Genomic DNA, 23194 nt, shown 5'->3' with positions numbered 1-23194 from the left:
AAATCACGCGGTAAATTAACCGCCGCCGTTTTACAGGCCCGGACCGCATACGGCAAGCGCGCGGCGGGGGTCAAATCGCCGTGCAGATCACGAAAACCACCGCTAAGTCTCTGATTTGTCACACTCGAACCAACCAGCGCCGATCCGCGCCGGTGCCGCGCCACCGCTTTCATCTTTTAGTGCGACGCCCGTGACTTGCCGGGCCAGCCCCTCGCGCACCAGCCAGGCGATCTTGAAAGCGGCTTCATCATAGCTCAGGCCCGCGCCGTGGATGTTGGAGACGCAGTTACGATCAGCGTCGGTGAGGCCGATGCGCGGCGCGAAGGTCAGATAGGCCCCGAGGCTGTCCGGTGCCGACAGGCCCGGCCGCTCGCCGATCAGCATCAGGACCATCAGTACGCCGAACATGGCGCCGATCTCGTCCCCCAGCGCCACACGCGCGCCGGAGGCGACCGCGGTACCGCCGGGCTGGACCCCGGCTTCCTGCAATCGCGGAACCAGATGGCGAACCAGTTCGACCGCATGGACATTGACCGCCGCCGGCGACAGGCCGTCGCCGACCACGATGGCCAGCTGGCACGGGCCACCGCTTCGATCGGCCAGCGCGCGTTGCGAGGCCGGATCGAGCATGCGTCCGAGATCGGGGCGGCGCAGATAATCGCGCCGGTTGCGCGCCTGGCTGGACAGGAGAACCGGCGCCAGTCCAAGGCTGGCCAATTCCTCGACGAGACGCGACGTGTCGAAGGCGCCATGAACCGCATCGCGGGCCCGTGCGTGGTCGAGGGTGAAAGCAAGCAGCGCATCGGTCGGCATGCTGGCGCCAGCCCGGCCAAGCCCGACGCGCGCCGGCGTGAGCTCCCGCAGATCGCTCAACGAACGGGACGACGGCGCCGGCGTTTTCATATCGGTGTTACTCGGCAGGAACCGAGGCCTCGCGCAGCCGGATCGAATAGTTCGATGCGCTCTGCTGACCGCCGGAGGCTGCACGCGCGAACAGGATCAGATGATGCGCGATCATCGCCGAACCGATCAGGCCCTCGATGTCGCCCTGCCGCAGCCGCCGCAGCGCGAATTTCCAGAACGCCTTCCGGTAGTCGCCGAGCACCCCGACTTTCCAGAAGATGTTGCGCAGCATGATCAGGCCGCGCCGGATATTGGCCCAGCTCTTCATCTCCGGGCTGACAGGCCTTTTGAGCCGGTTGGCGTAGGTGTATTCGCACTGATACTGATAGCGCGCGAACAGCCGCGCGGGTTCATAGGCGAATTCCATGCATTTGCGCCATGAACTGACCACCTGATCGTAGGGCAGCAGGAAATCGACATTGGAGTCGCGGCTGTCGTCCTCCTCGAGCAGCCGGCCTTCCTTTTGCAGGCGATCCCACAGCGGTGTCTTCGGCAGCGCCTGCAGCAGATTGATCGTCAGCAGCGGAATCCGGGATTCATCGACAAAGGCCAGCAACGCGTCGGCGGTCTCGGGCTTGTCGGTATCGAGACCCATGATGATGCCGGAGACGACCTCCATGCCATAGGAATTGATGGTGTGGATGCCTTCCAGGATCGGGACCATCATGTTGTGGTCCTTGTGCATCGCCTTCAGCGCGTCGGGATCGGGTGTCTCGATGCCGCAGAACACGGTGACGAAGAAGGCCTCGTGCATCAGCTTGAGGATCTCGGGCCGCTTGGCGATGTTCAGCGTCGCCTCGCACGCGAGCCGCGTGATGTAGCCGGTTCGCTTCTGCCATTCGACAAGATGCGGCAGCAGGTCGAGCGCCGCCTTGCGGTTGCCGATGAAATTGTCATCGACGAAATACACCGTGTCGGTCATTCCACATTCGCGCAGCCTGTCGAGTTCGGCGACGATCTGCTGCGGCGTCTTGATGCGTGGATTGCGCCCATAGAGGCCGGGGATGTCGCAGAACTCGCACTGATAGGGACAGCCGCTCGAATACTGGATACTGCCGAGGAGATATTTTCTGATCTCGGCGAGTTCATACGCCGGAATCGGAAACTCCGTCATCGCGAGGCGGTCGGCGGTCTTCAGCACCACCTGCTGCTCAGGCCGCGACGGGTCGCGCGCCAGCCGCGCGATCAAATCATTGGTCGCGTCGCCGAGTTCGCCGACATGGAGGTAGTCGAACGAGGGATAGTAATCCGGGCAGGCGCTCACCGACGGCCCGCCGATCGCGACCGCGAGGTCGAAGGCATGGGCACGGCGGCAGATGTCGTTCATCTGCTGGCGCTGGATGTGCATGCCGCTGACGAACACTGCTTCCGCCCACTCGAAATCTTCTTGGGTGGCGGGGCGGAGGTTTTCGTCGACGAAACGGACCGGCCAGTTGGCCGGCAAATAGGCCGCGATCAGCAGCAACCCCTGCGGTGGCATGAAAGCCTGCACGCCGTCGGTCAGAGGATAGGCGTATTCGAACGTGCCAAAAGATGACGTGTATCGGGGGAAGACACACAGGATGCGCCGTGCCGTCTCAATGCCTTCAGCTCTCATCAAACTTCCTCAGCCAAAGCCCTATCGCAAATTTAAGCACGTCATTGAAGGGTGGGCCAGAAATTCTTCAAGATTGTGGCGGCCCCTTATAACGCGCTGGCGGCCCGAAGGTTGCGTGACAGGTTAGTCACCGGCGCGCCCGGACGGTTCAAGCGATCAGCCGTGACGCAAATTCGGGTAGCAGGCCCGCGTCGCCCGCAAGGCGGAAATCGGGGCCGGCAAGCCCGCTGCGCAGCAGCCAGTCGTCGAATTCGGGCGCCCGCTTCAGTCCGAACAGGTCCCGGACATAGAGCGCGTCGTGGAATGAGGTGGACTGATAGTTCAGCATCACGTCATCCGCGCCCGGCACCCCCATGATGAAGGTAACACCGGCGGCCGCCAGCAGCGTCAAGAGATTGTCCATGTCGTCCTGATCGGCCTCGGCGTGGTTGGTGTAGCAAACGTCGACTCCGAGCGGCAGGCCGAGCAGCTTGCCGCAGAAATGGTCCTCCAGCCCGGCGCGGATGATCTCCTTGCCGTCATACAGGTATTCCGGGCCGATAAAGCCGACCACGCTGTTGACCAGCAAGGGATCGAAGGCGCGTGCCACAGCATAGGCCCGCGCTTCCAGGGTCTGCTGATCGACATTGTGATGGGCGCCCGCCGACAGCGCCGAGCCCTGCCCGGTCTCGAAATACATCACATTGTCGCCGACGGTGCCGCGGCGTAGCGATAACCCGGCCTGCTGCGCCTCCCGTAACAGCGCCAGATCGACGCCAAAGCTGCGGTTGGCGGCCTCGGTCCCTGCAATCGACTGGAATACGAGATCGACGGGCGCGCCCTGCCCGATCAGCCCGAGCGTGGTGGTGACATGGGTGAGCACGCAGCCCTGGGTCGGGATCTGCAGCCGCGCGATCACACCGTCGAGCAGGCGCACGAGCTCGCCGATCACGGCCGGATCGTCGCTCGCCGGGTTGATGCCGATACAGGCATCGCCCGATCCGAGCAGGATGCCGTCAAGGATCGAGGCGGTGATGCCCCTGGCGTCGTCAAAGGGATGGTTGGGCTGCAGGCGGACGCTCATCCGGCCCTTCAGGCCAATGGTGTTGCGAAAGGCCGTCGTCACGGCGCATTTTTTCGCGACCAGTATGAGATCCTGGTTGCGCATCAATTTGGACACGGCCGCCGCCATTTCCGGCGTGATCCCGCGCGATATCTGCTGCAGCACCGCGGAGGTCGCAGCGTCCGAGAGCAGCCAGTCGCGAAAACCGCCGACCGTCAGCGACGAGATGGCGGCAAAGCCCGCCGCGTCATGGCTATCGACGATCAGCCGGGTGACCTCGTCGTCCTCGTAAGGCACCACCATTTCTTGGAGGAACTGCTTGAGCGGGACATTCGCGAGCGCCATCCGCGCCGCAATCATCTGCTGGGCGCTGTCGGCAGCAATGCCGGCGAGGCGATCGCCGGAACGCGGCGGCGTCGCCTTGGCGAGCAGGTCGCGCAAATCATCGAAGACGTAGGAGGTGGCATCGATGGTTTGGCGATAGACCATGCTGATTTTCCTGGCCCTGCTCTTGCTCCACTGTCGTGGCCTAGTTCAGTGTACCGTAATAGCGGCCGAAAAAGCTAATCTCATAGGCGATCGCGGCGGACACGAACAGCTTGTGGAATCTCGGATTGCGCGTGATCGCGGCCACCGCGCACAGCGCCACGAATGCGCCGATCCGCGGGAGATATTCAGGTCCCAGGAAACGTAGATGTTGCTCGCCCTTTATCAAGGTATCGACCACATCGAGCGCTTCCGTCAGGGCAATCAAGCCAAAGAACCAGCGGCGGCGGTCGAGAAAATAGTCCTGATAGCCCTGATAATCATCGAGATCCTGAGGAAAAAGCAGCGCGCTGAGGAAATAGTACATCGACGCGTACACGCAAACGAAGGCATAGAGGCCAAACGTCCATTGCTGCACGAGGCTCAGCCGAAACTCCCACCACCAGAACGTGACCACGTTCAGGAGTGCCCAGGCGACCCAGCCCAGATGAACAGACCAAATCGGGTAGCGGCCGGGATGCTGGATCAAGGTCGCGAGGCCGCTGATCAAGCGGGTGACGCTGAGCCCGAGAATGATGGCGAGCAGCACGCGAACGTGGAGATAGAGATCGACATTGCCCGTCAAGGCAGCAGTTTGAGCCATAAGCCCTCGTCCTCACTCGCAATCGAACCACACGGTGCAGCAGGCCTCCTGCGCACACGATGGTTCCAGACGATGGCTTCTGGGTTTGCGCGTTCACCCGCCTGGGCAAGACGAGCCAGACCGTTTCGTCGCTGCGCTCGCTGTGTAGCTTGATTCGCGCCCCCGGTGTTTGCGGGTCCCCCTGCGTGAGAACACTTCTGCTCGTTTGCGGCAGGTTGGCGCGCCCTCACATCCGTCAGGCGGCTTGCCGCTATGGATGAGCGAGAGCCGCGAGTGGGCTGGCGGCAACACGGGATCACATCGAATCGCACCTCGTCCGTGAGCAACGCTTGGTAAGAAATACACGCTCCGGTCGCAGTGCCGCACCTGACAGACCACCGCGATAACCATTTGAACTTCTTATGTAATAAATTCCAAAAGTTGCAGCCGTGCGAACCTCGCGCGTTAAGACATTCTCCATGAAAACGCTGCACAATTTATAGACGGCCGACGGTGCTCTCACCGGCCTTTGTGGAGTGCCGTTATGGCTGAAATTCTGAAATCCCCCACCTCTGTCCGCAGCATCGCGTCCCGCCTTTCGCTCGCGACCAAGCTGTATTCGATCTTTGCGTTGTTTGCGGTCCTCGTCGCCGCCATTACCGCGTTGTCCGACTACAATACCCGCCAGAACGCCGCGCTCACCGAGGCCGTGGCAACGGCGAGCCGCGCCGCGCAGAATGTCGAGCGCGTCAACTCACTGGTCTATGCCGTGGTGATGGAATCGCGCGGCGTCTACATGTCGACGGAGCCCGCCGTCGTGAAGAAGTACGGCGATGGCTTGCTCAAATTCAACGAAAGCATTCTCGAAGTCGTCCGGAACTGGCAGGCGCTGGTACAGGCCGACGATGCCGAGCAATTCGCCACCTTCAAGAAGCGCATCGAACAATTCGTCGACTTCCGCAAGGAACTGGTTCGGCGCGGCGTGGAAATCGGCGCTGCCGCTGGCCGCGAATGGGGCGACAATGACGCCAACCGCCAGGTGCGCTCGGCCCTGAACAAGGATCTCGAAGCGCTTTCCAAGGTCTACGCCGAGCGCAGCAAGAAGCTGGCGCAGCGGGCCGACGCCAACCATACGCTGGCCTTTGTCCTGACCGGTCTCGGCGTGCTGGCGATCATCGTGGTCGTGATCGGCGTGCTGATCATTTCCCGCTCGGTCGCGCGTCCGCTGTCTGTCATCACCGACACCATCAAGCGCGTCGCCGAGGGCGCCGAAGGCGTCGAGGTGCCGCACGCCAATCGCCTCGACGAGATCGGCGCGCTGGCGCGCGCCATCAAGATTTTCCAGGAGGCGATGGATCGCAACCGCAATTTGAATTCGCAGGTGGTCGAGGACTCCAGGGCCCGCGAACAACGCACTAGGCAGATCGAAGCCTCGGTGGACGCGTTCCGTGAAGCGATCGGCGGCGTATTGCGCGCCGTCACCGACAACGCGACGTCGATGCGCGGCACGGCTGAAACCATCGCCAGCGTAGCGTCGGATGCCAGCGGACGCGCGGTTGCGGCGTCAGGCGCCACCGAGCAGGCTTCCAGCAACGTTTCCGCGGTCGCCAGCGCCGCCGAAGAACTGTCCGCTTCCGTAGAAGAGATCGGCCGTCAGGTTCGCCAGTCTGCCAGCGCGGTCGAACAGGCCGGTCTGCGCACGGAGAAATCCGTCACCGAGATCGAAGGGCTTGCCGCCGCAACGCAGCGCATCGACGGCGTGCTCAACCTGATCCAGGCGATCGCCGAGCAGACCAATCTGCTGGCGCTGAACGCAACGATCGAGGCCGCGCGCGCCGGTGACGCCGGCCGCGGCTTCGCCGTCGTCGCCCATGAGGTCAAGGCGCTGGCCGAGCAGACCGCCAAGGCGACCGCCGAGATCGGCCAGAACGTCGGCCTGATCCAGACCTCGACCAGGAATTCGGTCGATGCCGTCCGCGAAATCGGCAACGCGGTGCGCGAGATCAACGATGTGACGTCGGCGATTGCCGGCGCCATCGAGCAGCAGGATTTGGCGACCCGCGAAATCTCGCAGAACGCGCAACTGGCCGCGCAAGGCAACGGCACGCTGGTGGTCAATATCGGCTCGCTCAGCGACGCCATGGGCAAGACCAGCACGGCCGCGGCGTCCGTCCTCACCGCCTCCAGCGACCTGACGGCGACGGCAGAAACGCTCTCGCGCGAGGTCGAAACGTTCTTCCGCAATCTGCGCGCCGACCCGGTCGACGATTTCAGGCGCACCGGCACCTAGGGCGGGACGAAGTTATCCTGAAGCGATATCGGATCCCCAAATCGGCGGAAATCTGATCCGCCAGGCCGGCAACGCCAAGGGGTATCAACCCCTCAACCATCCTTTTCACGTGTGCGCGTTAACCATTTGTTAACCATACGCTTGCGATTGTCCCGGCACGGCCCAGCGCATTGGAGGAGAACACCATGGCCCGGGAGAGCAGAGCCACCATCAGGCAGCCAAACGCAATCCGTCGCCCTCACATCTACAGCCTCGTCGTACCGCGGACGGAGGACCAGGGTGACTCGGACTTCAGCTTCGAACTCGAAGAGGTCCTGTCAGCCCCGTCAGTCCCCTCACCCGCGGCCCTGCCGAAAGACGCCGATTCTCCAGACCATCTTCAAGCCCTTGAGCTGATCAGTGGCGCCGCCCAGGCCATGCAGATGGTGGAAAGCCACTCGCACAAAATCCAGGCCAAGGCGTTCGAACTGTTGCAGCATTCACGTTCGAAGCGAATTGAGGCTTCACAACAGATTGCCAGCCTCCAAGAAAGATTGATTGCAAGTGAGGCGAACGTAGAACAACTCACGAAACGACTGGCCGAAGCCGAAGCGCGCGCGAATACGGCCGAGCACTGGCTGCGTCGCTTCCACGACGCCATCAACACGGCCTTCGCAGACAAGCGCGCTTGCCAGCCGGACAAGGTGTCTTCCGCTGCCTAGGGCATGATCGGTTCTGATCGAATCAGAACCGAAGCTCCAGTTTTTTGGTTTGACGCATTTTCTACCGCAGATAAGTCTAGGCTGAGCCGTCCCACTGTACCAACTCTACCGTAATGCCCTCGGGACCCTCGAAGAGCCGCAGCTTTCGGCTGATGTAGTCCATCTCGTCACTCAGCACCGTTACGCCGTTGGCCACGAGGTGCGCGGTGGCCGCCTCAATGTCATCGACGCGGAACGCGAGATGATTGAAGCCCAGTTTTCGCAAATTCGTCGGGTGCGCACCCGGATCGGTCCCCGGGGGCGGGTCAAACTCAAGCAGCTGGATCTCGAAATGAGGGTCCGCTCCTTCAAGCACAAGGGTGATGTGCTGCGCTTTCATGGCCGGCATGCCCATGTACCGGGCGGGAAGGCCACCGTCGATCGTCGCAACGTGCCCCTTTGTGAAGCCAAGCAGCGCGAAGAACCCGATCGCCCGGTCGGCGTCTGCCACTGCGATCGTGATATGATCCGGATTGAGTATCATCTGATCACTCCCTGTCATCAACGCCGCGCACTCGGCCGCGCTATGGGCCAGAAGCCTCTTACTCCGCAATCCGATAATCAACGATTTGAACGAAGTGATCATTGGCATTCGTCCGAAAGCTCAACCTTCCGCCGCGTCGAGACAGGCATGATGTCGGGATCGTATTTCGCTATCGTACTGATGTCATAAATCCCATGATTAGCTGCATCATTCATGTAGTCGTCTGTTTCGCCCGGCCATGAACCTCTATCCGCTATCGATCGAGTTGCCGGCCTTTTCCCGGTACATGAAGCGGACGCGCATGCCGTCGACTTTGATCCTGTCCGTTGCGAAACATGCTCCGTAACCACAGGCGAGCGGTTTGAAATCTCCGGCAGTCTTTGCGAACCGCTTCTGCATCAGGCCTCTCACCGAACGGGTAGCGCGGCCACAATGATCTAGCTTTGTGCAACGTTCAGATAAGGTCAAAAGCTGACTTCCGGCGTGGACGTCAATTCCGCTTGGATCCAAAACGGACATTGAACCCGTCGAAACAGCTTCGTAGAAACAAGTATTATCGAGGTCGCCATTGTTCGCGAAACTGCCCCGGCGTTACGCCGGCAACCCTCCGGAAGGCGCGGGTAAAGTGGGCAGGATCCGCGTAGCCAGAAGCGAACGCGATTTCGATGATCTTGGAATCGGTGTTACGTAAGAGCTGCCTGGCATTTTCAAACCTGACGGCATCCACAAGCTCCGAATATGTAAAGCCGGCGCGCGAGAGCTTGCGTTGAAGGCTACGCGCACTGACCCCTGCCAGTTCTGCAATTTCAGCAAGCATTGGAGGTCGCTCGTCCAGGTAGGAGGGAAGCATCAGCTTCAAGGCCTGGATGAAGTCAAAACTTGAATGTTGGACGTGGTCGCTCTTCAGATCGAGAGAACTTTCGCTGGACCTGTTAGGGAGTGCCAGAAGCGAAACAGGCACGTCGATCCACGATGCTTCTTGACCGGACAGGAATCGAGAGGTCGGCCAAAATGACTGACATGCCGGACCCGGCGTGTACCGCGCTTCAAAGGCGATAGTTGCCGGAGCCCAATCCGGTCCGGCGAATTGCCGGACGATGTAAATCGGAAAAACGTTCTGAAGCCACTGTGAATGCTCGAGATGCTGAAGCCCCTTGGTCCCGGCAAGCCTGCTGCAATAGCGCACATGATCGTCGTGGTGCTCGAGCCAGTTGCTCAAGTTTGAGTCTTCGAGCGATGCCCATTTGCAGGCCTGTTGTAGCGCGACAAGCAGCGTCGGAGAATGACCGATTAAAATCCGGGTCCTTTCACTCAGGTGGCCGAAATGTAGCGTCTTGGCAGCGTGGAATCCGAAATCCTCTATGCCCTGCGACCTACTGGCAAACTCCGCAAATTCGATCGCAGGTAAAATCGGAACGTAGTGATCGGATTTTTCCTCCAGCGACGCTGGTAAACGAAATTTCTCCAGCAGCGAAGCGGTTGGCGTGCCAAGATTATTCAGAATGTCCGCGAAAGGACTAAGGTGTTGACAACGCGTCAAATGAATCTTCGGCACTGACTGCACCTCAAAACGAAATCTAAAACGTACTAAAGAACGCGCAGTTGGCAGCCCAACTGCATGCCTGCCTGAATCTTGTCGACAGACTATCAGTTCCGCACCGCTTTTTGCTTCCGTTTTATCGAGCACAATCCTTCCGAGAGAGTTTCAGGTTTCGGACAATTCCATTTGACGAAAATTTTGGCGCCTATTGGCCAGATGAGTCCCATCAAGGGCCCGTAGTCTCATCACCCGAATTCCATTGAGGGAGCATAGGCTTCGCGCCTCGCACCAACCGATGAGAGCTGTCCGCTTGCCTTCACCCAAGGCGGTCCGCGCCGCCATTGTTGCATCACTGCGGCACGGTGACGCAACCCTGGATAGCACAGCCCACGCGCTCAAAATCAGTGGACGCACATTGCAGCGTCATCTCGAACGCATGGGTACAAGCCACGGCAAACTGCTCGCCGAGGTGCGTTTGCAGATCGCGTGCCACTTGCTCGCCGATTCGAGTAAGCGCTTGTCGGATATCGCTAAATTCCTCGGTTATACCAACGCGAGCAGCTTCAGCCGATCTTTTGCCCGTTTGATGAAAATTCAACCTGTTGTTTATCGGCGGCAGCAACGTGGCCGCAAGCATGATGGTTGATTTGCTCGCCGTCGTTCTCATGCGATCAGCCGCTGAACAACTTCTGACGATTGGCGCGAAATGGCAAGACGCGCGATGTGAATTGGCGCGAAATGCAGAACGGTCGCCGCGGCGGTGAAAGCGTCACCAGCGCGAGCGAGCTATCCCGCCATTGATCTATATCAATGACGACCATGGTGAATTGGGAGGTGTCGCTAGCGTTTTCGGCTTGTCTGCACGGCGCTGCTCCAAGCTGCTTTTTGAATTGCTCAAGTGCCGATCGAAAAACAACAACCAGCCTGCAAAGGAGAACACCATCATGATGGCTCGCCTTGCCCTGATCGCGGCTTGCGCCGCTGGTTTAGTGGCTCTTCCGCACCAACTTCTTGCTCAATCGCCGGCAGAGAACAAGCCGCACATTCCGCTTGATAAATCCATCGGTCAGGCAAAGCCGGAAGTGGTCCCGTCTCTTTTTGTCCTCAACTCGCGCGGCGCGAGTCTGAAGGAAGGTAAACTGGTGCTGACGGGAATTTCACCGAATGCGATCGTCTTTGCCGATCGGCCTGTTCGCGCCGCCGGGCATGATCTCACGTCGCGAATTGTCGAGGATTGGGGCAACGGCAGCGACAACTTTGCGAAGGATCCCCCAAACGCCACCGTGTCCGGATTCAAGAAGGACGGATCATCCGTGGTCGATGCCGTCGTCGTACTGAAATCGCCCAAGCTTGAGGGTGACAAGCTGACTTTCGATGTCGACATACTCGAAGGCGATCTCGCTGGAGCGGACGGCCCGGCATCCGTCTTTATCGACATCATTGGCCGGCCATTCACGCCGTTGTCTTTCGCCGGCGTCGCCCGCCGCACGGCCTGGCGGGGAGCGTTCTACCGTGGCGCTGCTTTCGCGGGAGCGGCCGCTGTGGCCGGCGCAGCGGCGTATCCCTATTACGCTCCCCGATGCGGATACTACCCCTATCCGCCTTGCTATTGAGCCTTGCCGATTAGCGGCATCGTAGCCGCCAATTTTTACACTCGTCTAAACGACGCCGTTGCAAAAGGCGTGAGCCACGAACCTACGTCATTCGTTTGTATCAGGAAGGAGATAACGATGAACATCACCCGTCGATCCCTCGCACTTGGCGGAATGGGGTTGCTCGCAGGAGTCGCCGCAACACGACCGACTCTTGCGCAGGATTCCTTTCTCGGAGTGGGACAAGGCCTGGAAGAGTTTTGGCTGGCCAGCGACGCCTACATCTTCGGCTATCCGCTGGTGACGATGGAGATGACCCGGCGGATCATCACCAATGTCGCCGAGCCCGTGGGCACGCGCGGCCCGATGGGGCATATCATCAAGCTACGACAATATCCCGACGCCTCGTTCCGGGACGTCACGGCGCCGAACGCGGACACGCTCTACACGACCTCGTTTTTCGATGTCGGGAAAGAACCATGGGTGCGCAGCATCCCCGACATGAAGGGACGCTATTTCCTGATGCCGATGCTGGACGGTTGGACGACGGTTTTCCAGGTGCCCGGCAAGCGTACCACTGGCACCGGCGCGCAGACCTACGCGATTACCGGGCCCGGTTGGAAAGGCACGCTGCCGGATGGCGTGAAGCAGTATAAGTCGCAGACCAATATCGTGTGGCTGCTCGGCCGGATCTACTGCACCGGCACGCCGGAAGATTACGCGGCCGTACACAAGCTGCAGGACGAGTGCAAGCTCGTGCCGCTCAGCGCTTACGGCAAGCCGTACACGCCGCCTGTGGGCAAGGTCGATCCGTCGATCGACATGAAAACGGCCGTCCGCGAACAGGTCAATCGCATGGACGCGATTTCGTACTTCAAGCTGCTTTGCGAGCTAATGAAGACCAATCCACCATACGCCGCCGACGCGCCTCAGCTTGCGAAATTTGCTCGCATCGGCATCGTACCCGGGCAGGATTTTGACGAGAGCAAGCTGAAGGCGGACTTCCTGAAGCGCGTGCCGGAGGTGTCGTTTGACCGGATCATGGTTCAGTTCAAGATCAACAAGGCCATCAAGGACGAGAACGGCTTCGCTTTCACGACGAAGACCGGCATCTATGGCACCGATTATCTGATGCGTGCCCTGGTGACAGCGATCGGACTTGGTGCCAACCGTCCGCAGGACGCGGTGTATCCCACCTCGCAAAAAGACGCCGATGGTCACAAGTACAATGGCGCGAACAAGTACGTGATGCGGTTTCCCAAAGGCCATTTGCCTCCAGCGGAGGGATTTTGGTCGCTTACGATGTATGACAGCGGCTATTTCTTCGTAAAGAACCCGCTCAACAGGTACTCGGTCAGTGCTCGTGAAGATTTGAAGGAAAATCCGGACGGCTCAACCGACCTGTACATTCAGAAGGACTCTCCCGGCAAAGACAAGGAATCCAACTGGCTGCCTGCGCCAGAGGGAGATTTTATCCTCATGCTACGCATGTACTGGCCGCAGGAGACAGACCCGTCGATCATCAACGGAACATGGACGGTTCCTGCAGCCAGGAAGGTTGGCGCTTGAGACCACGGTCTCATGCCGGCGCGACGGCGCCGGCATGAGGCCGACCGTTCGGAGTAGGGCTTAAGGCGCGGTACTCTCAAAACATGCGGGGGGCTATCATGTGGGGGCTTGACCTTGGAAGAGGAAGACACCGCGTTGGACGAAGCGAGGTAAGGTCATCTCTCCGTCCCGCGTTCAAGAATGCGGCCATTGCCTCGGCGATTGCGGCGCTGTTGGTGCCCGCTACCACCGTCCGCGCCGATGAGGGCGGCGTGTCCTACTGGCTTCCTGGCCGCTTCAGCAGCCTTGCTGCGACACCTCAGGTTCCCGGCTGGTCGATGGCGGCAGTCTACTATCACACCAGCGTAAGTGCATTTGGTACTGCGGCCGCCGCGAGAGAAGTTCACGTCGGCAGAATTCCCGCAACAGTAAACGTCGATCTGAACTTGCGTCTGAATGGGCGGGGGGATCTCGTCCTGCTCAATCCCACTTACACCTTCGCAACGCCGGTGCTGGGCGGGCAACTCGCCATCGGTGTAACGGGACTGTTCGGGCGATCGAGCGCCGATCTTGCCGGAATGCTGACGGCGGCCGTTGGCCCGTTCGGGGTAACGCGTGCGGGCAGTTTCGGCGACTCCGTCACATCGGTCGGCGATCTCTACCCGCAGGCGACGCTCAAGTGGAACGCAGGCGTCCACAATTTCATGACCTATGTCACAGGAGATATTCCCGTTGGCGCTTACAGTTCGACCCGGCTCGCCAATCTCGGCATCGGTCATGCTGCCATCGACGGTGGCGGCGGCTACACATACTTCAATCCGCAGGCCGGTCACGAGTTTTCCGCCGTCGCGGGCCTCACCTACAATTTCAAGAATCCGGATACGCAATACCAGAACGGCATCGACTTCCACGTGGATTGGGGAGCCTCGCAGTTTCTGTCGAAGCAGGCCTTCGTTGGCCTCGTTGGCTATGCTTATCAGCAGATTACCGATGACTTCGGCCAGCATCCCGCCCTGGGAGGCTTTCGGTCCCGTGTGCTAGGCATCGGTCCGCAGGTCGGCTTCCTGTTCCCTGTGGGAGACATGCAGGGATATCTGAACCTGAAAGGTTACGGTGAGTTCGCTGCCGAGAATCGCCCGGCCGGCTGGAATACATGGTTGACCTTCTCAATCTCGCCGATGGCGCCAACCAGCACGGTGACGCCAACCAGGCGGCTAGCGAAATAGCGGCCAGCCAATGTTGCCGGACACGCCATCAATCAGTCAGCTCTCTCACGTCATTTCCCAGGCGGCCGCACCCGCGTTTCTTCTTGGCGCACTGGCGGCCTTCATCGCCCTGCTGATATCTCGCCTGAACAGGATCATCGATAGGTCGATCTACCTGAACCAGATTTCTGATCAGGACCAAGCGAGAAGCCGGCTCAAGGCAGACTTGCCCCGCCTTGTTCGGCGTGCCGCCATGATCAATCGTGCGATCTTCTGGGCCATCATGGGAAGCATTTCGATAGGCATCGTCATCATCGTGGGCTTCGTAAGTGCATTCTTTGAGATCCGGCACGAACGAGGCGTCGCCATCCTCTTCGTCATTTCTGTTTCAGCCTTCATCGTGTCTCTGACGGATTTCGCGCGAGAGGTTCGGATTGCGCTGAACGAGTTTGACCATTACGGCTGATTTGACTTATACATAATTCGGTCAAAAACATTAGAAAACAGCAGCTTAGTTTAGGGTATAAAGACACCGGTACTGTGCATGGGGTTGTTTTAAACATTTTGAGTCGGGCCCACCGGCGCTCCCCTGGAACGGTACTGATTACTCCACCGGCACCACGTCCACGGCCACCGCGAGCTTTTGCTTGCGCGATCCCACGATGATGCCATCGACCGGCGAGACGTCGGAGAAGTCGCGCCCGACCGCCAGGATGATGTGGTCGTTCTCGACCAGGAGGTCGTTGGTCGGATCGAACCCGATCCAGCCGATCTCACTGCCGCACCACACCGACACCCAGGCGTGGGTGGCGTCGGCGCCCTGCAGGCGCGGTTTGCCCGCCGGCGGGTAGGTGCGCAAATAGCCGCTGACATAGGCGGCCGGCAGCCCGAGGCCGCGCAGGCCCGCGATCATCACATGGGCAAAGTCCTGGCAGACGCCGTGGCGTTTCTCGAACACTTCGCGCAGCGGCGTCGAGATCACGGTGGCTTTCGGATCGTATTTGAACTGGTGGCGGATGCGGTGCATCAGGTCGACGGCGCTAACGAGAATGCCCTGCCCTTGCGGGAAGCTTGCCGCGGCGTATGCGGTGACCGGCCCGAGCACCGGCACCAGCGAACTTGCAAAGACGTAGCCGACCGGCGAGGCCGGACCGAGGCTCGATGCCTCGAAGGCGACGTCGCGCACGCTCTCCCATGACGGGCTCGGCGCGGTGCGGGCGAGCGCCTGGCGCGCGACCTGCACCCGCGACCTGGAATCGATCCGCAAGCTGCGATGCGCGGTTTCGATCAGCACGCTCTCGGTATGGGTTCCGAAAAAATCCCGCCGTATCGTGCGCTCCGCCGGCTTGGGGCGGATCTCGACGGAATGCGAGACCAGCTGCTGCCCGTCGCCGCTGCGCGGCTCCAGCCGCAGCGAGCAGCGCGCAAAACTCACCGGGCTCTCATAGCTATAGGTCGTGACGTGACGGATGTCGTAGATCACGCGAGGCCCGTCAGCTTCTCCGGCCGGCTCGCATTCGGTCCGTGCGGGAAGTAATGCAGGCCGATGGCGTCGGCGAGATTGAGCAGGTCCTGCTCCAGCGCGAACAGGGCTTTGACATCCAGCGCTGCGGCCTCCGCGGTCGTCAGCATCGCCTGCAGCGCCACCGCCAGACGCTGCGGCCGCTCGATCAAGCCATGCTCCTTGAGGCTCGGAAGGCTCGCAATGTGCTCGTTGAGCGCCGCCACCTGGAATGCGACCGAGCGCGGATTGTAGGGGTCGAGCACCGCCAGATCGCGCACCGGCGCCAGGGCCGGCCCGACCAGATAGCGCGAACGGTAGGTGATCTGGCAATCCACCAGCGTCAGCAAAACGTCGAGGTCCTCGTCGCCGGCCTCGTCATAGGCGAACTGTCGGGCAAACCGCGCGGTGTTGATGGCGCGCTCGGCGCGGCGGCCCATCTCGAGGAAGCGCCAGCCGGCGGCGCGGTTCATGTTCTCCTGTGCGAGCCCGGCAAAGCTCGCGAGCTCCTGCAAGGACAATTCAGCGGCGCTGACGATGCCGTCATCGTCGTCGGCTTCCACAGAGAGGCGTTCCACCATCTCGGTTATGACCTGCCAGGCGTCGGGCGAAAGCCGCTCCCGCAGCGAGGTTGCGGTGCGCTGCGCCGATCGCAGCAACGACAGTGCCGAGCCGAATTTTTCCGCACTTTGCAGCGCCTCGGCAGCGACCTTGGCGGAATTGGCGCGGCTCGCCTGCGAAGTCGCCCCCCAGGTCACCAGAAGCCGCTGGATGCGCTCGACCGAATGCAGCGCGGTCGATGCCCCGCTCGGTGCGCCCTTGCCGGAATCGCGCGTCGGCGTGCCGAGCGCGCGGATCAGCCGCAGCGTCGCCTCGGCACGTTCGAGATAGCGGCCGAGCCAGAACAGATTGTCTGCGGCACGGCTCGGCACCACGCCGGCAATGCGCCTGATCCGCACCGTGTCGGCCGCCGGCAACAGCGTCGAAGCCGCTATTGGTTTGTCGGACACCACCCAGACGTCGGCCGCGCGCGCCCCGTCGCCCATCGACACCGCGCGGGCGTCGGGCTGATCGGCGATCCGGCAGAAGCCGCCCGGCAGAATGGTCCAGCCGTTCGGGGTGGCGGCGGCAAACACCCGGAGTACGAACGGACGCGGCGTGATCCGGCCGTTCTCCCAGGTGGGCGTCGTCGACAGCCGCACCAGCTCCTGGCCGACAAAGTCGATGCCGCGGTCGGAAATCGCAGACCTGAGCCGCTCGCGCTCGGGCGGAGACAACTCGCCCGCAAGCACGGGTCCGCTGCCCGGAAATCCCGGCACGGCACGGCCATAGGCGCCCTCGATCGCAAAATCGTCGAGCCGCGACAGCACTTCCTCGCGCGCCGATTTCTGGCCGCACCACCAGGTCGCGATGTGCGGCATCAGCAAATCCTCGCTGAGCAGGCGACGGCACAGATTGGGCAGGAAGCCGAGCAGCGCCCGCGCCTCCAGCACGCCGGAGCCGGGCATGTTGGCGACCACGACGCCGCTCTTGCGCAGCACGTCGATCAGGCCGGGCACGCCAAGATGCGAGGACGCATCGAGCTCCAGCGGATCGAGGAAGTTGGAATCGACCCGGCGCAGCAGCACATCGAGCCGCTTCAGGCCGGCGACGGTGCGGATATGGATGCGGTCGCCGCTGACGGCGAGATCATCGCCCTCGACCAGCAGGAAGCCGAGATAGCGCGCGATCGTCGCATGTTCGAAATAGGTTTCGTTGAAGGCGCCCGGCGTCAGCAATCCGATGCGCGGCTCGTCGCGGTCAGCGCTCGCGCGCAGCGCGTCGCGGAACGCCTCAAAGAACGGCGCGACGCGTTCGACATTCATCGACTTGTAGAGATTGGAGAAGGCGCGCGACAGCACCAGGCGGTTTTCCAGCGCGTAGCCGGCGCCCGACGGCGCCTGCGTACGGTCGCTGAGCACCCACCAGCGGCCATCGGGGCCGCGGCCGACATCGGCGGCGTAGAGATGCAGGTAGCGTCCGCCCGGCGGTTTGACGCCGCAGACCGCGCGCAGATATTCGTTGCTGCCGGCAATCGCCGCCGCGGGCACGGAGCCATCCGCGACCAGCCGGCCCTCGCCATAGAGGTCGCGCAGGATCATTTCGAGCAACTGCGCGCGCTGGGCGATGCCCGTGGTCAGTTGCCGCCAGTCGGTCTCGTCGATGATCAGCGGCAGATGGCTCAGCGGCCAGAGCCGGTCGGCGGTCTCGCCGGGCGCGCGATAGGTGACGCCGGCTTCCCGCAAATGGCGGTCGGCGGAGGCGAATCGGCGCTCGATGTCGGCGGGCGAAAGCGCGGCAAAGGCGTCGAAAAATCGGGCCCAGGCCGGCCGGGGCGCACCGTCCTGACCGATATATTCATCGGGAATTCCGGGCAGCCGGGCGTAGTCACGGGTCCATTGCGCCATCCGGCGCTGGCCCGGACGGGCCTTGTTATCCTGACTGCCGGCTTGCCCCGCCATCCGACTCTCCGATCTCAGCGCCTTTAGTGCCGGAGCGGCGTCCTCAAGTCGAGCGTCAAAGGAAATTCTATTGTGCGTTCCTCGGGCGGCAGATCGACCTTGCCCGGGGTGTGGCCGTGATCCTGAAACCGGGCCAGCCGCCGCGCCTCGGCCTCATAGGAATTGACCGGCTTGGTGTCATAGCTGCGGCCGCCGGGATGGGCGACATGATAGACGCAGCCGCCGAGCGAGCGGCCGTTCCAGGTATCAATTAAATCAAATGTCAGCGGGGCGTGGACCGGAATGGTCGGATGCAGCCCGGATGCCGGCTGCCAGGCCTTGAAACGGACGCCGGCGACCGCCTCACTGGCGCGGCCGGTGGCTGTCATCGGCATCCGCCGGCCATTGCAGGTGACGACGTGGCGGCCTTCGACAAAGCCCGACGCCTTGACCTGCAACCGCTCCACCGACGAATCGACATAACGCACGGTGCCGCCGGCCGAGCCCTCCTCGCCGAGCACGTGCCACGGCTCCAGCGCCTGACGCAGCTCCAGCGATACGCCGCCGTGATGGACCCGGCCGAACACCGGGAAACGAAACTCGAGCTGGGCCGAATACCATTCCGGCGAAAAATCGTAGCCGGACAGCTTGAGTTCTTCGAGCACCCCCAAGAAATCTTCCCAGAGGAAATGCGGCAGCATGAAGCGATCATGCAGCGCGGTGCCCCAGCGCACGAATTGGCCTTGCTGCGGCTCGCGCCACATTTTTGCGATCAGCGCCCGGATCAGGAGTTGCTGCGCCAGCGACATCCGCGGATCGGGCGGCATTTCCAGCGCGCGGAACTCGACGAGCCCGAGACGGCCGGTCGGGCCATCAGGCGAATAGAGCTTGTCGATGCAGATTTCGGCGCGATGGGTATTGCCTGTTATGTCGACCAGGATGTGCCGGAACAGGCGATCGACCAGCCATAGCGGCGCCTCGATGCCCGGCGGCGGCACATGGGCCAGCGCGATTTCAAGTTCATAGAGGCCGTCATGCCGCGCTTCGTCGATGCGCGGCGCCTGGCTGGTCGGGCCGATGAACATGCCCGAGAATAGGTAGGACAGCGACGGATGGCGCTGCCAGTACAGCACGAGACTCTTCAAGAGATCGGGCCGGCGCAGGAACGGCGAGTCCTGCGGCGTAGAGCCGCCGACCACGACGTGGTTGCCGCCGCCGGTGCCGGTGTGGCGGCCGTCGACCAGGAAACGGTTGGCGCCGAGGCGCGTTTTCGCGGCGTCCTCGTAAAGGCCGAAGGTGATGTCGACCGCCTCGCGCCAGCTCTGCGCCGGCTGGATGTTGATTTCGATCACGCCGGGATCGGGCGTCACCTTGATGACTTCGACGCGCGGATCGTATGGCGGCGAATAGCCCTCGACATGGACCTGCAATTTCAGCTCTTCGGCGGTCGCCTCGATTGCCGTCACCAGTTCCAGATAATCATCGACCTGCTCGACCGGCGGCATGAAGGCGCACAGGATGCCGTCGCGGATTTCGATCGACATCGCCGTGCGCACGGGGTCGGGCTTTTTGGTTTCCTTGCCCGCCTTGTCCGCCGCCGCATCGTCGGAGACCGACAGTTCGTCGCGCGGCTCCATCGGATCTTGTTCGATGATGTAGGGGAATTCTTCCGGCGGGACGTATTCCAGCGACGATATCGGCAGCCGCAGGCCAAGTGGTGAATCGCCCGGAAACAGGGACAGATGGCCGCGCCGGACTTTCCAGCGTTCGCTGCGCCAGCGGCCGGCATGCTTTTCCTCCGCTCGCCAGCGCTGGATCGGCAGCACATAACCCTTTGGCTTGTTGAGGCCGGAATCGAACACCCGCGCCATCCGCGCGCGTTCTTCCGGATCAGCCAATTTGGAGTCGGTCGGATCGACATTGGCCGGCAGCGCCGCTTCCTTCTGCAGCCAATGCGCGGTGTCCTCGAACGCGGGCAGCACGTAGTCGGTTGTGAGTCCGAGCTTTTGTGCGACGCCTTCGGCAAAATGCTCGGCGTCGGCGATTTCGGCCTTGCGCGGATTTTCGATGTTCGCGATCAGTTCGGCGTTCTTCCAGATCGGCACGCCATCCTTGCGCCAATAGAGCCCGAACGCCCAGCGCGGCAGGCTCTCGCCCGGATACCATTTGCCCTGCCCGTAATGCAGCAGGCCGCCGGGCGCAAAACGCACGCGTAATTTGCGAATGAGATCGTCAGCGAGCGTGCGCTTGGTCGGACCGACCGCGGCGATATTCCACTCCGGCGATTCCAGATCGTCGACGGAGACAAACGTCGGCTCGCCGCCCATCGTCAGCCGCACGTCGTCCATTTTCAGATCGGCGTCGACGGCTTCGCCTAACCTGTCGAGACGCGACCAGGATTCATCCGAGAACGGCCGCGTGATCCGCGGCGCCTCGCGGATGCGCTTGACGCTCATCTCGAAGCCGAATTCGGTGATGGCGAATCCTGCGGTGCCCGAGATCGGCGCCGCCGAGCGGTAATGCGGCGTGGCGGCGACGGGGATGTGCCCCTCGCCGGTCAGCATGCCCGAGGTGACGTCGAAGCCGATCCACCCTGCCCCCGGCAGATAGACCTCGGCCCAGGCATGCAGGTCGGTGAAATCGCTTTCGACCTCGCGCGGGCCTTCGACCGGATCGATGTCGGGGCGGAGTTGAATGAGATAGCCGGAGACGAAACGCGCGGCGAGCCCGAGATGCCTGAAGAGCTGGATCAGGAGCCAGGCGGAGTCGCGGCAGGAGCCGGAGCCGGCGGCCAGCGTCTCCTCCGGCGTCTGGATGCCCGGCTCCATCCGGATGACGTAACCGATTTTCTTCTGCAGCTGCGCGTTGAGGTCGACCAGGAAATTGACCGTGCTGTCGGCCTCACGCGGGATGTCCTTCAGATAGGCGGCAAACAGCGGCCCCTCGTCCGAGGTCGCCAGATATGGCGCCAACTCGGTCTTGAGATCGTCGGTATATTGAAACGGAAAACTGGTGGCGTAGGGTTCGACGAAGAAGTCGAACGGATTGACCACGGTCATCTGCGTCGAGAAATCGACCTCGATCTTCAGCTCGCTCGCCTTCTCCGGAAAAACGAATCGCGCCAGCCAGTTGCCTTGCGGATCCTGCTGCCAGTTCACGAAGTGATTTGAGGGCGTGACCTTGAGCGAATAGCTCAGCACCGGCGTGCGCGTGTGCGGCGCCGGCCGCAGGCGTACGGTTTGAGGCCCGATGTCGATCGGTCGGTCGTATTTGTAGTGCGTAACGTGATGCAGTGCGACGAAGATCGACACGGACGGGCTACTCCAGCAGCTTTTTTAAGCAGAACACTGGTTCCGGTGTGGATCAAGCACTAACAACGGGCAGCGGTTGCCTATGGGAAGTGCGGATATCGCCCTCTGTGTCGTCCCGGCCTTGAGCCGGGGCCCATACCGCGTGATCTCTCTATGGGGCACACTGGCCAACACCTTCCGCAAAACCAAAGCCTGTGGTTATGGGTCCCGGCTCAAGGCCGGGACGACAGCGGAATGTGCGTCATCTACATCGTCGCGCCAATCACCCATGGCGCGAACTCCGCGCCGCCGAAGTCAAAGCTCTCGCTCTTGGTCGGCTGGCCGGATGCGGTTTTCAGCATCAGTTCGAAGATGCGCTGGCCGCATTCCTGCACGGTCTCCTGGCCGTCGAGGATGGTGCCGCAATTGACGTCCATGTCCTCTTCCATGCGGGTGTACATCGGCGTGTTGGTCGCAAGCTTGATCGAGGGCGCGGGCTTGCAGCCGAACACGCTGCCGCGGCCGGTGGTGAAGCAGACCAGATTGGCACCGCCAGCCACCTGCCCGGTCGCCGCGACCGGGTCGTAGCCGGGCGTATCCATGAACACAAAACCCTTCTTGGTGACGGGCTCGGCGTAGTTCAGCACGTCGACCAAATTGGTGGTGCCGGCCTTGGCCATCGCGCCCAGTGACTTTTCCAGAATGGTCGTGAGGCCGCCGGCCTTGTTGCCGGGGCTCGGATTGGCGTTCATCTCGGCGCCTTCCCGCGCCGTGTATTCATCCCACCAGCGCATCAGGCCGACGAGTTTCTCGCCGACCTCGCGGCTGACCGCGCGCCGCGTCAGCAGATGTTCGGCGCCATAGGTCTCTGGCGTTTCCGACAGAATGACGGTGCCGCCATGGCGCACCAGCAGATCGCTCGCAGCTCCCAGCGCCGGATTGGCGGATACACCGGAATAGCCGTCGGAGCCGCCACATTGCAGGGCCACGGTCAGTTCGCTCGCCGGTACCGGCTCGCGCTTCACTTTATTCGCGTCGATCAACGCCTCGCGCACAAAGGCGACGCCAGCTTCCACGGTCTTGCGGGTGCCGCCGACTTCCTGGATGTCCATCGCGCGCAGACGGCCCGCGAGCTTCTGCTCCTGCATCAAGCCGCCGATCTGGTTGACCTCGCAGCCGAGGCCGAGCACCACGACGGCCGAAAAATTCGCATGCCGTGCGTAACCGCCGAGCGTCCGCCGTAGCAGCGCCAGCGGTTCGTCCTGCGTCATGCCGCAGCCGGTCTTATGCGTCAGCGCCACCACGCCGTCGACATTGGGAAAATCCGCGAGCGGATTGTCGCCGGTGAACGGATTTTTCTTGAACATGTCAGCGACGATACCGGCGACATGCGCGCTGCAATTCACCGAGGTGAGAATGCCGATATAGTTGCGGGTCGCGACCCGCCCGTCGGAACGGCGAATGCCGTCGAAGGTCGCGGGCAGGTCGAAATTCGGTGTCGGGGTGACGTCGACGCCGAACGCATAGTCCTTGGAAAAATCGCCCATGCCGCAATTCTGGGTGTGGACGTGCTGGCCCGGCGCGATAGGAATCGTCGCAAAGCCGATGATCTGGCCGTAACGCCGCACCGGCTCGCCGGCCGCGATCGGCTTGATCGCCACCTTGTGGCCGGCGGGAATCCGCTCGACCGTGGTGACGCCGTCGGCCACGACCATGCCCGCCGGCAGGCTGGAACGTGCAATCAGCACGCCATCATCGGGGTGCAGGCGGATCACGGGGGCTGGGGCCATGACAGGTCTCCTGGCTAAGTTGGCGAATAGCGAGTGGCGAGTAGCGAATGGTTTTACTCCACTCGCTACTCTCTCGAAACCCTA

The 23194-nt window shown here is 62.0% G+C and carries 18 protein-coding genes; 7 read left to right on the top strand and 11 right to left on the bottom strand.

What is annotated here, in order from left to right; genetic code table 11:
• Positions 1-102 precede the first annotated feature (102 nt).
• The 4 genes from eutC to JQ558_RS22575 all read right to left on the bottom strand — a co-directional run bounded on the left by eutC (position 103) and on the right by JQ558_RS22575 (position 4671).
• Complete coding sequence (eutC, locus tag JQ558_RS22590; protein ID WP_212295154.1) at positions 103-903, bottom strand: ethanolamine ammonia-lyase subunit EutC; 801 nt, start codon at positions 901-903, stop codon at positions 103-105.
• A gap of 7 nt (positions 904-910) precedes the next feature.
• Positions 911-2500: a B12-binding domain-containing radical SAM protein gene (locus tag JQ558_RS22585; RefSeq protein ID WP_212205159.1), complete on the bottom strand. Its 1590-nt coding sequence runs from the start codon at positions 2498-2500 to the stop codon at positions 911-913.
• Between the two features lie 148 nt (positions 2501-2648).
• The gene (locus tag JQ558_RS22580) at positions 2649-4031 is read right to left on the bottom strand and encodes an ethanolamine ammonia-lyase subunit EutB (RefSeq protein WP_212295152.1); all 1383 of its coding nucleotides are present in this window, start codon (positions 4029-4031) and stop codon (positions 2649-2651) included.
• Positions 4032-4071: 40 nt separating this feature from the next.
• On the bottom strand, positions 4072-4671 hold the full coding sequence (locus JQ558_RS22575) for a hypothetical protein (protein WP_212295150.1): 600 nt from the start codon (positions 4669-4671) through the stop codon (positions 4072-4074).
• 523 nt (positions 4672-5194) lie between these two features.
• Between JQ558_RS22575 and JQ558_RS22570 the strand changes: the two genes are divergently transcribed.
• Both JQ558_RS22570 and JQ558_RS22565 read left to right on the top strand, forming a co-directional pair.
• Complete coding sequence (locus tag JQ558_RS22570; protein WP_212295149.1) at positions 5195-6940, top strand: methyl-accepting chemotaxis protein; 1746 nt, start codon at positions 5195-5197, stop codon at positions 6938-6940.
• Positions 6941-7125: 185 nt separating this feature from the next.
• Positions 7126-7641: a hypothetical protein gene (locus JQ558_RS22565; protein ID WP_212295147.1), complete on the top strand. Its 516-nt coding sequence runs from the start codon at positions 7126-7128 to the stop codon at positions 7639-7641.
• A gap of 76 nt (positions 7642-7717) precedes the next feature.
• On the opposite strand, the gene JQ558_RS22560 is transcribed toward JQ558_RS22565, so the two are convergent.
• From JQ558_RS22560 to JQ558_RS22550, 3 genes are all read right to left on the bottom strand, one after another.
• The gene (locus tag JQ558_RS22560) at positions 7718-8266 is read right to left on the bottom strand and encodes a VOC family protein (RefSeq protein ID WP_249142585.1); all 549 of its coding nucleotides are present in this window, start codon (positions 8264-8266) and stop codon (positions 7718-7720) included.
• The gene (locus JQ558_RS38380) at positions 8263-8514 is read right to left on the bottom strand and encodes a DUF2185 domain-containing protein (RefSeq protein ID WP_409363370.1); all 252 of its coding nucleotides are present in this window, start codon (positions 8512-8514) and stop codon (positions 8263-8265) included. The genes JQ558_RS22560 and JQ558_RS38380 overlap by 4 nt, the downstream gene beginning before the upstream one ends.
• Before the next feature lie 203 nt (positions 8515-8717).
• Entirely contained in the window at positions 8718-9851 is a 1134-nt protein-coding gene (locus JQ558_RS22550) for a helix-turn-helix domain-containing protein (protein ID WP_312014673.1), read from the bottom strand.
• Positions 9852-10014: 163 nt separating this feature from the next.
• Here JQ558_RS22550 and JQ558_RS22545 point away from each other — a divergent pair, with 163 nt between their 5' ends.
• The 5 genes from JQ558_RS22545 to JQ558_RS22525 all read left to right on the top strand — a co-directional run bounded on the left by JQ558_RS22545 (position 10015) and on the right by JQ558_RS22525 (position 14515).
• Positions 10015-10350 (top strand): helix-turn-helix domain-containing protein, encoded by a 336-nt coding sequence (locus JQ558_RS22545; RefSeq protein ID WP_249119429.1) that lies wholly within the window; start codon positions 10015-10017, stop codon positions 10348-10350.
• A gap of 301 nt (positions 10351-10651) precedes the next feature.
• On the top strand, positions 10652-11317 hold the full coding sequence (locus JQ558_RS22540; protein WP_409363375.1) for a hypothetical protein: 666 nt from the start codon (positions 10652-10654) through the stop codon (positions 11315-11317).
• 117 nt (positions 11318-11434) lie between these two features.
• Positions 11435-12865: a DUF1254 domain-containing protein gene (locus JQ558_RS22535; RefSeq protein WP_212295197.1), complete on the top strand. Its 1431-nt coding sequence runs from the start codon at positions 11435-11437 to the stop codon at positions 12863-12865.
• 215 nt (positions 12866-13080) lie between these two features.
• Entirely contained in the window at positions 13081-14070 is a 990-nt protein-coding gene (locus JQ558_RS22530; RefSeq protein ID WP_312015013.1) for a transporter, read from the top strand.
• A gap of 10 nt (positions 14071-14080) precedes the next feature.
• Entirely contained in the window at positions 14081-14515 is a 435-nt protein-coding gene (locus tag JQ558_RS22525) for a DUF2721 domain-containing protein (RefSeq protein ID WP_212295145.1), read from the top strand.
• Positions 14516-14653: 138 nt separating this feature from the next.
• Here the strand turns inward: JQ558_RS22525 and JQ558_RS22520 are convergent, their stop codons facing one another.
• From JQ558_RS22520 to JQ558_RS22505, 4 genes are all read right to left on the bottom strand, one after another.
• Complete coding sequence (locus tag JQ558_RS22520; RefSeq protein ID WP_212273620.1) at positions 14654-15532, bottom strand: transglutaminase family protein; 879 nt, start codon at positions 15530-15532, stop codon at positions 14654-14656.
• Positions 15529-18051: a circularly permuted type 2 ATP-grasp protein gene (locus tag JQ558_RS22515; protein WP_212295143.1), complete on the bottom strand. Its 2523-nt coding sequence runs from the start codon at positions 18049-18051 to the stop codon at positions 15529-15531. The genes JQ558_RS22520 and JQ558_RS22515 overlap by 4 nt, the downstream gene beginning before the upstream one ends.
• Before the next feature lie 23 nt (positions 18052-18074).
• Positions 18075-21341 (bottom strand): DUF2126 domain-containing protein, encoded by a 3267-nt coding sequence (locus JQ558_RS22510; protein WP_212295141.1) that lies wholly within the window; start codon positions 21339-21341, stop codon positions 18075-18077.
• 245 nt (positions 21342-21586) lie between these two features.
• Positions 21587-23110, bottom strand: a complete 1524-nt coding sequence (locus tag JQ558_RS22505) for a UxaA family hydrolase (protein WP_212205130.1) — start codon at positions 23108-23110, stop codon at positions 21587-21589.
• Positions 23111-23194: the final 84 nt, after the last annotated feature.

Origin of the sequence: Bradyrhizobium sp. AUGA SZCCT0160, assembly GCF_018130105.1 — a bacterium.
GTDB lineage: Bacteria > Pseudomonadota > Alphaproteobacteria > Rhizobiales > Xanthobacteraceae > Bradyrhizobium.
The sequence above is the reverse complement of the archived record's forward strand: the minus strand, read 5'-3'. Positions and strand labels throughout refer to the sequence as shown.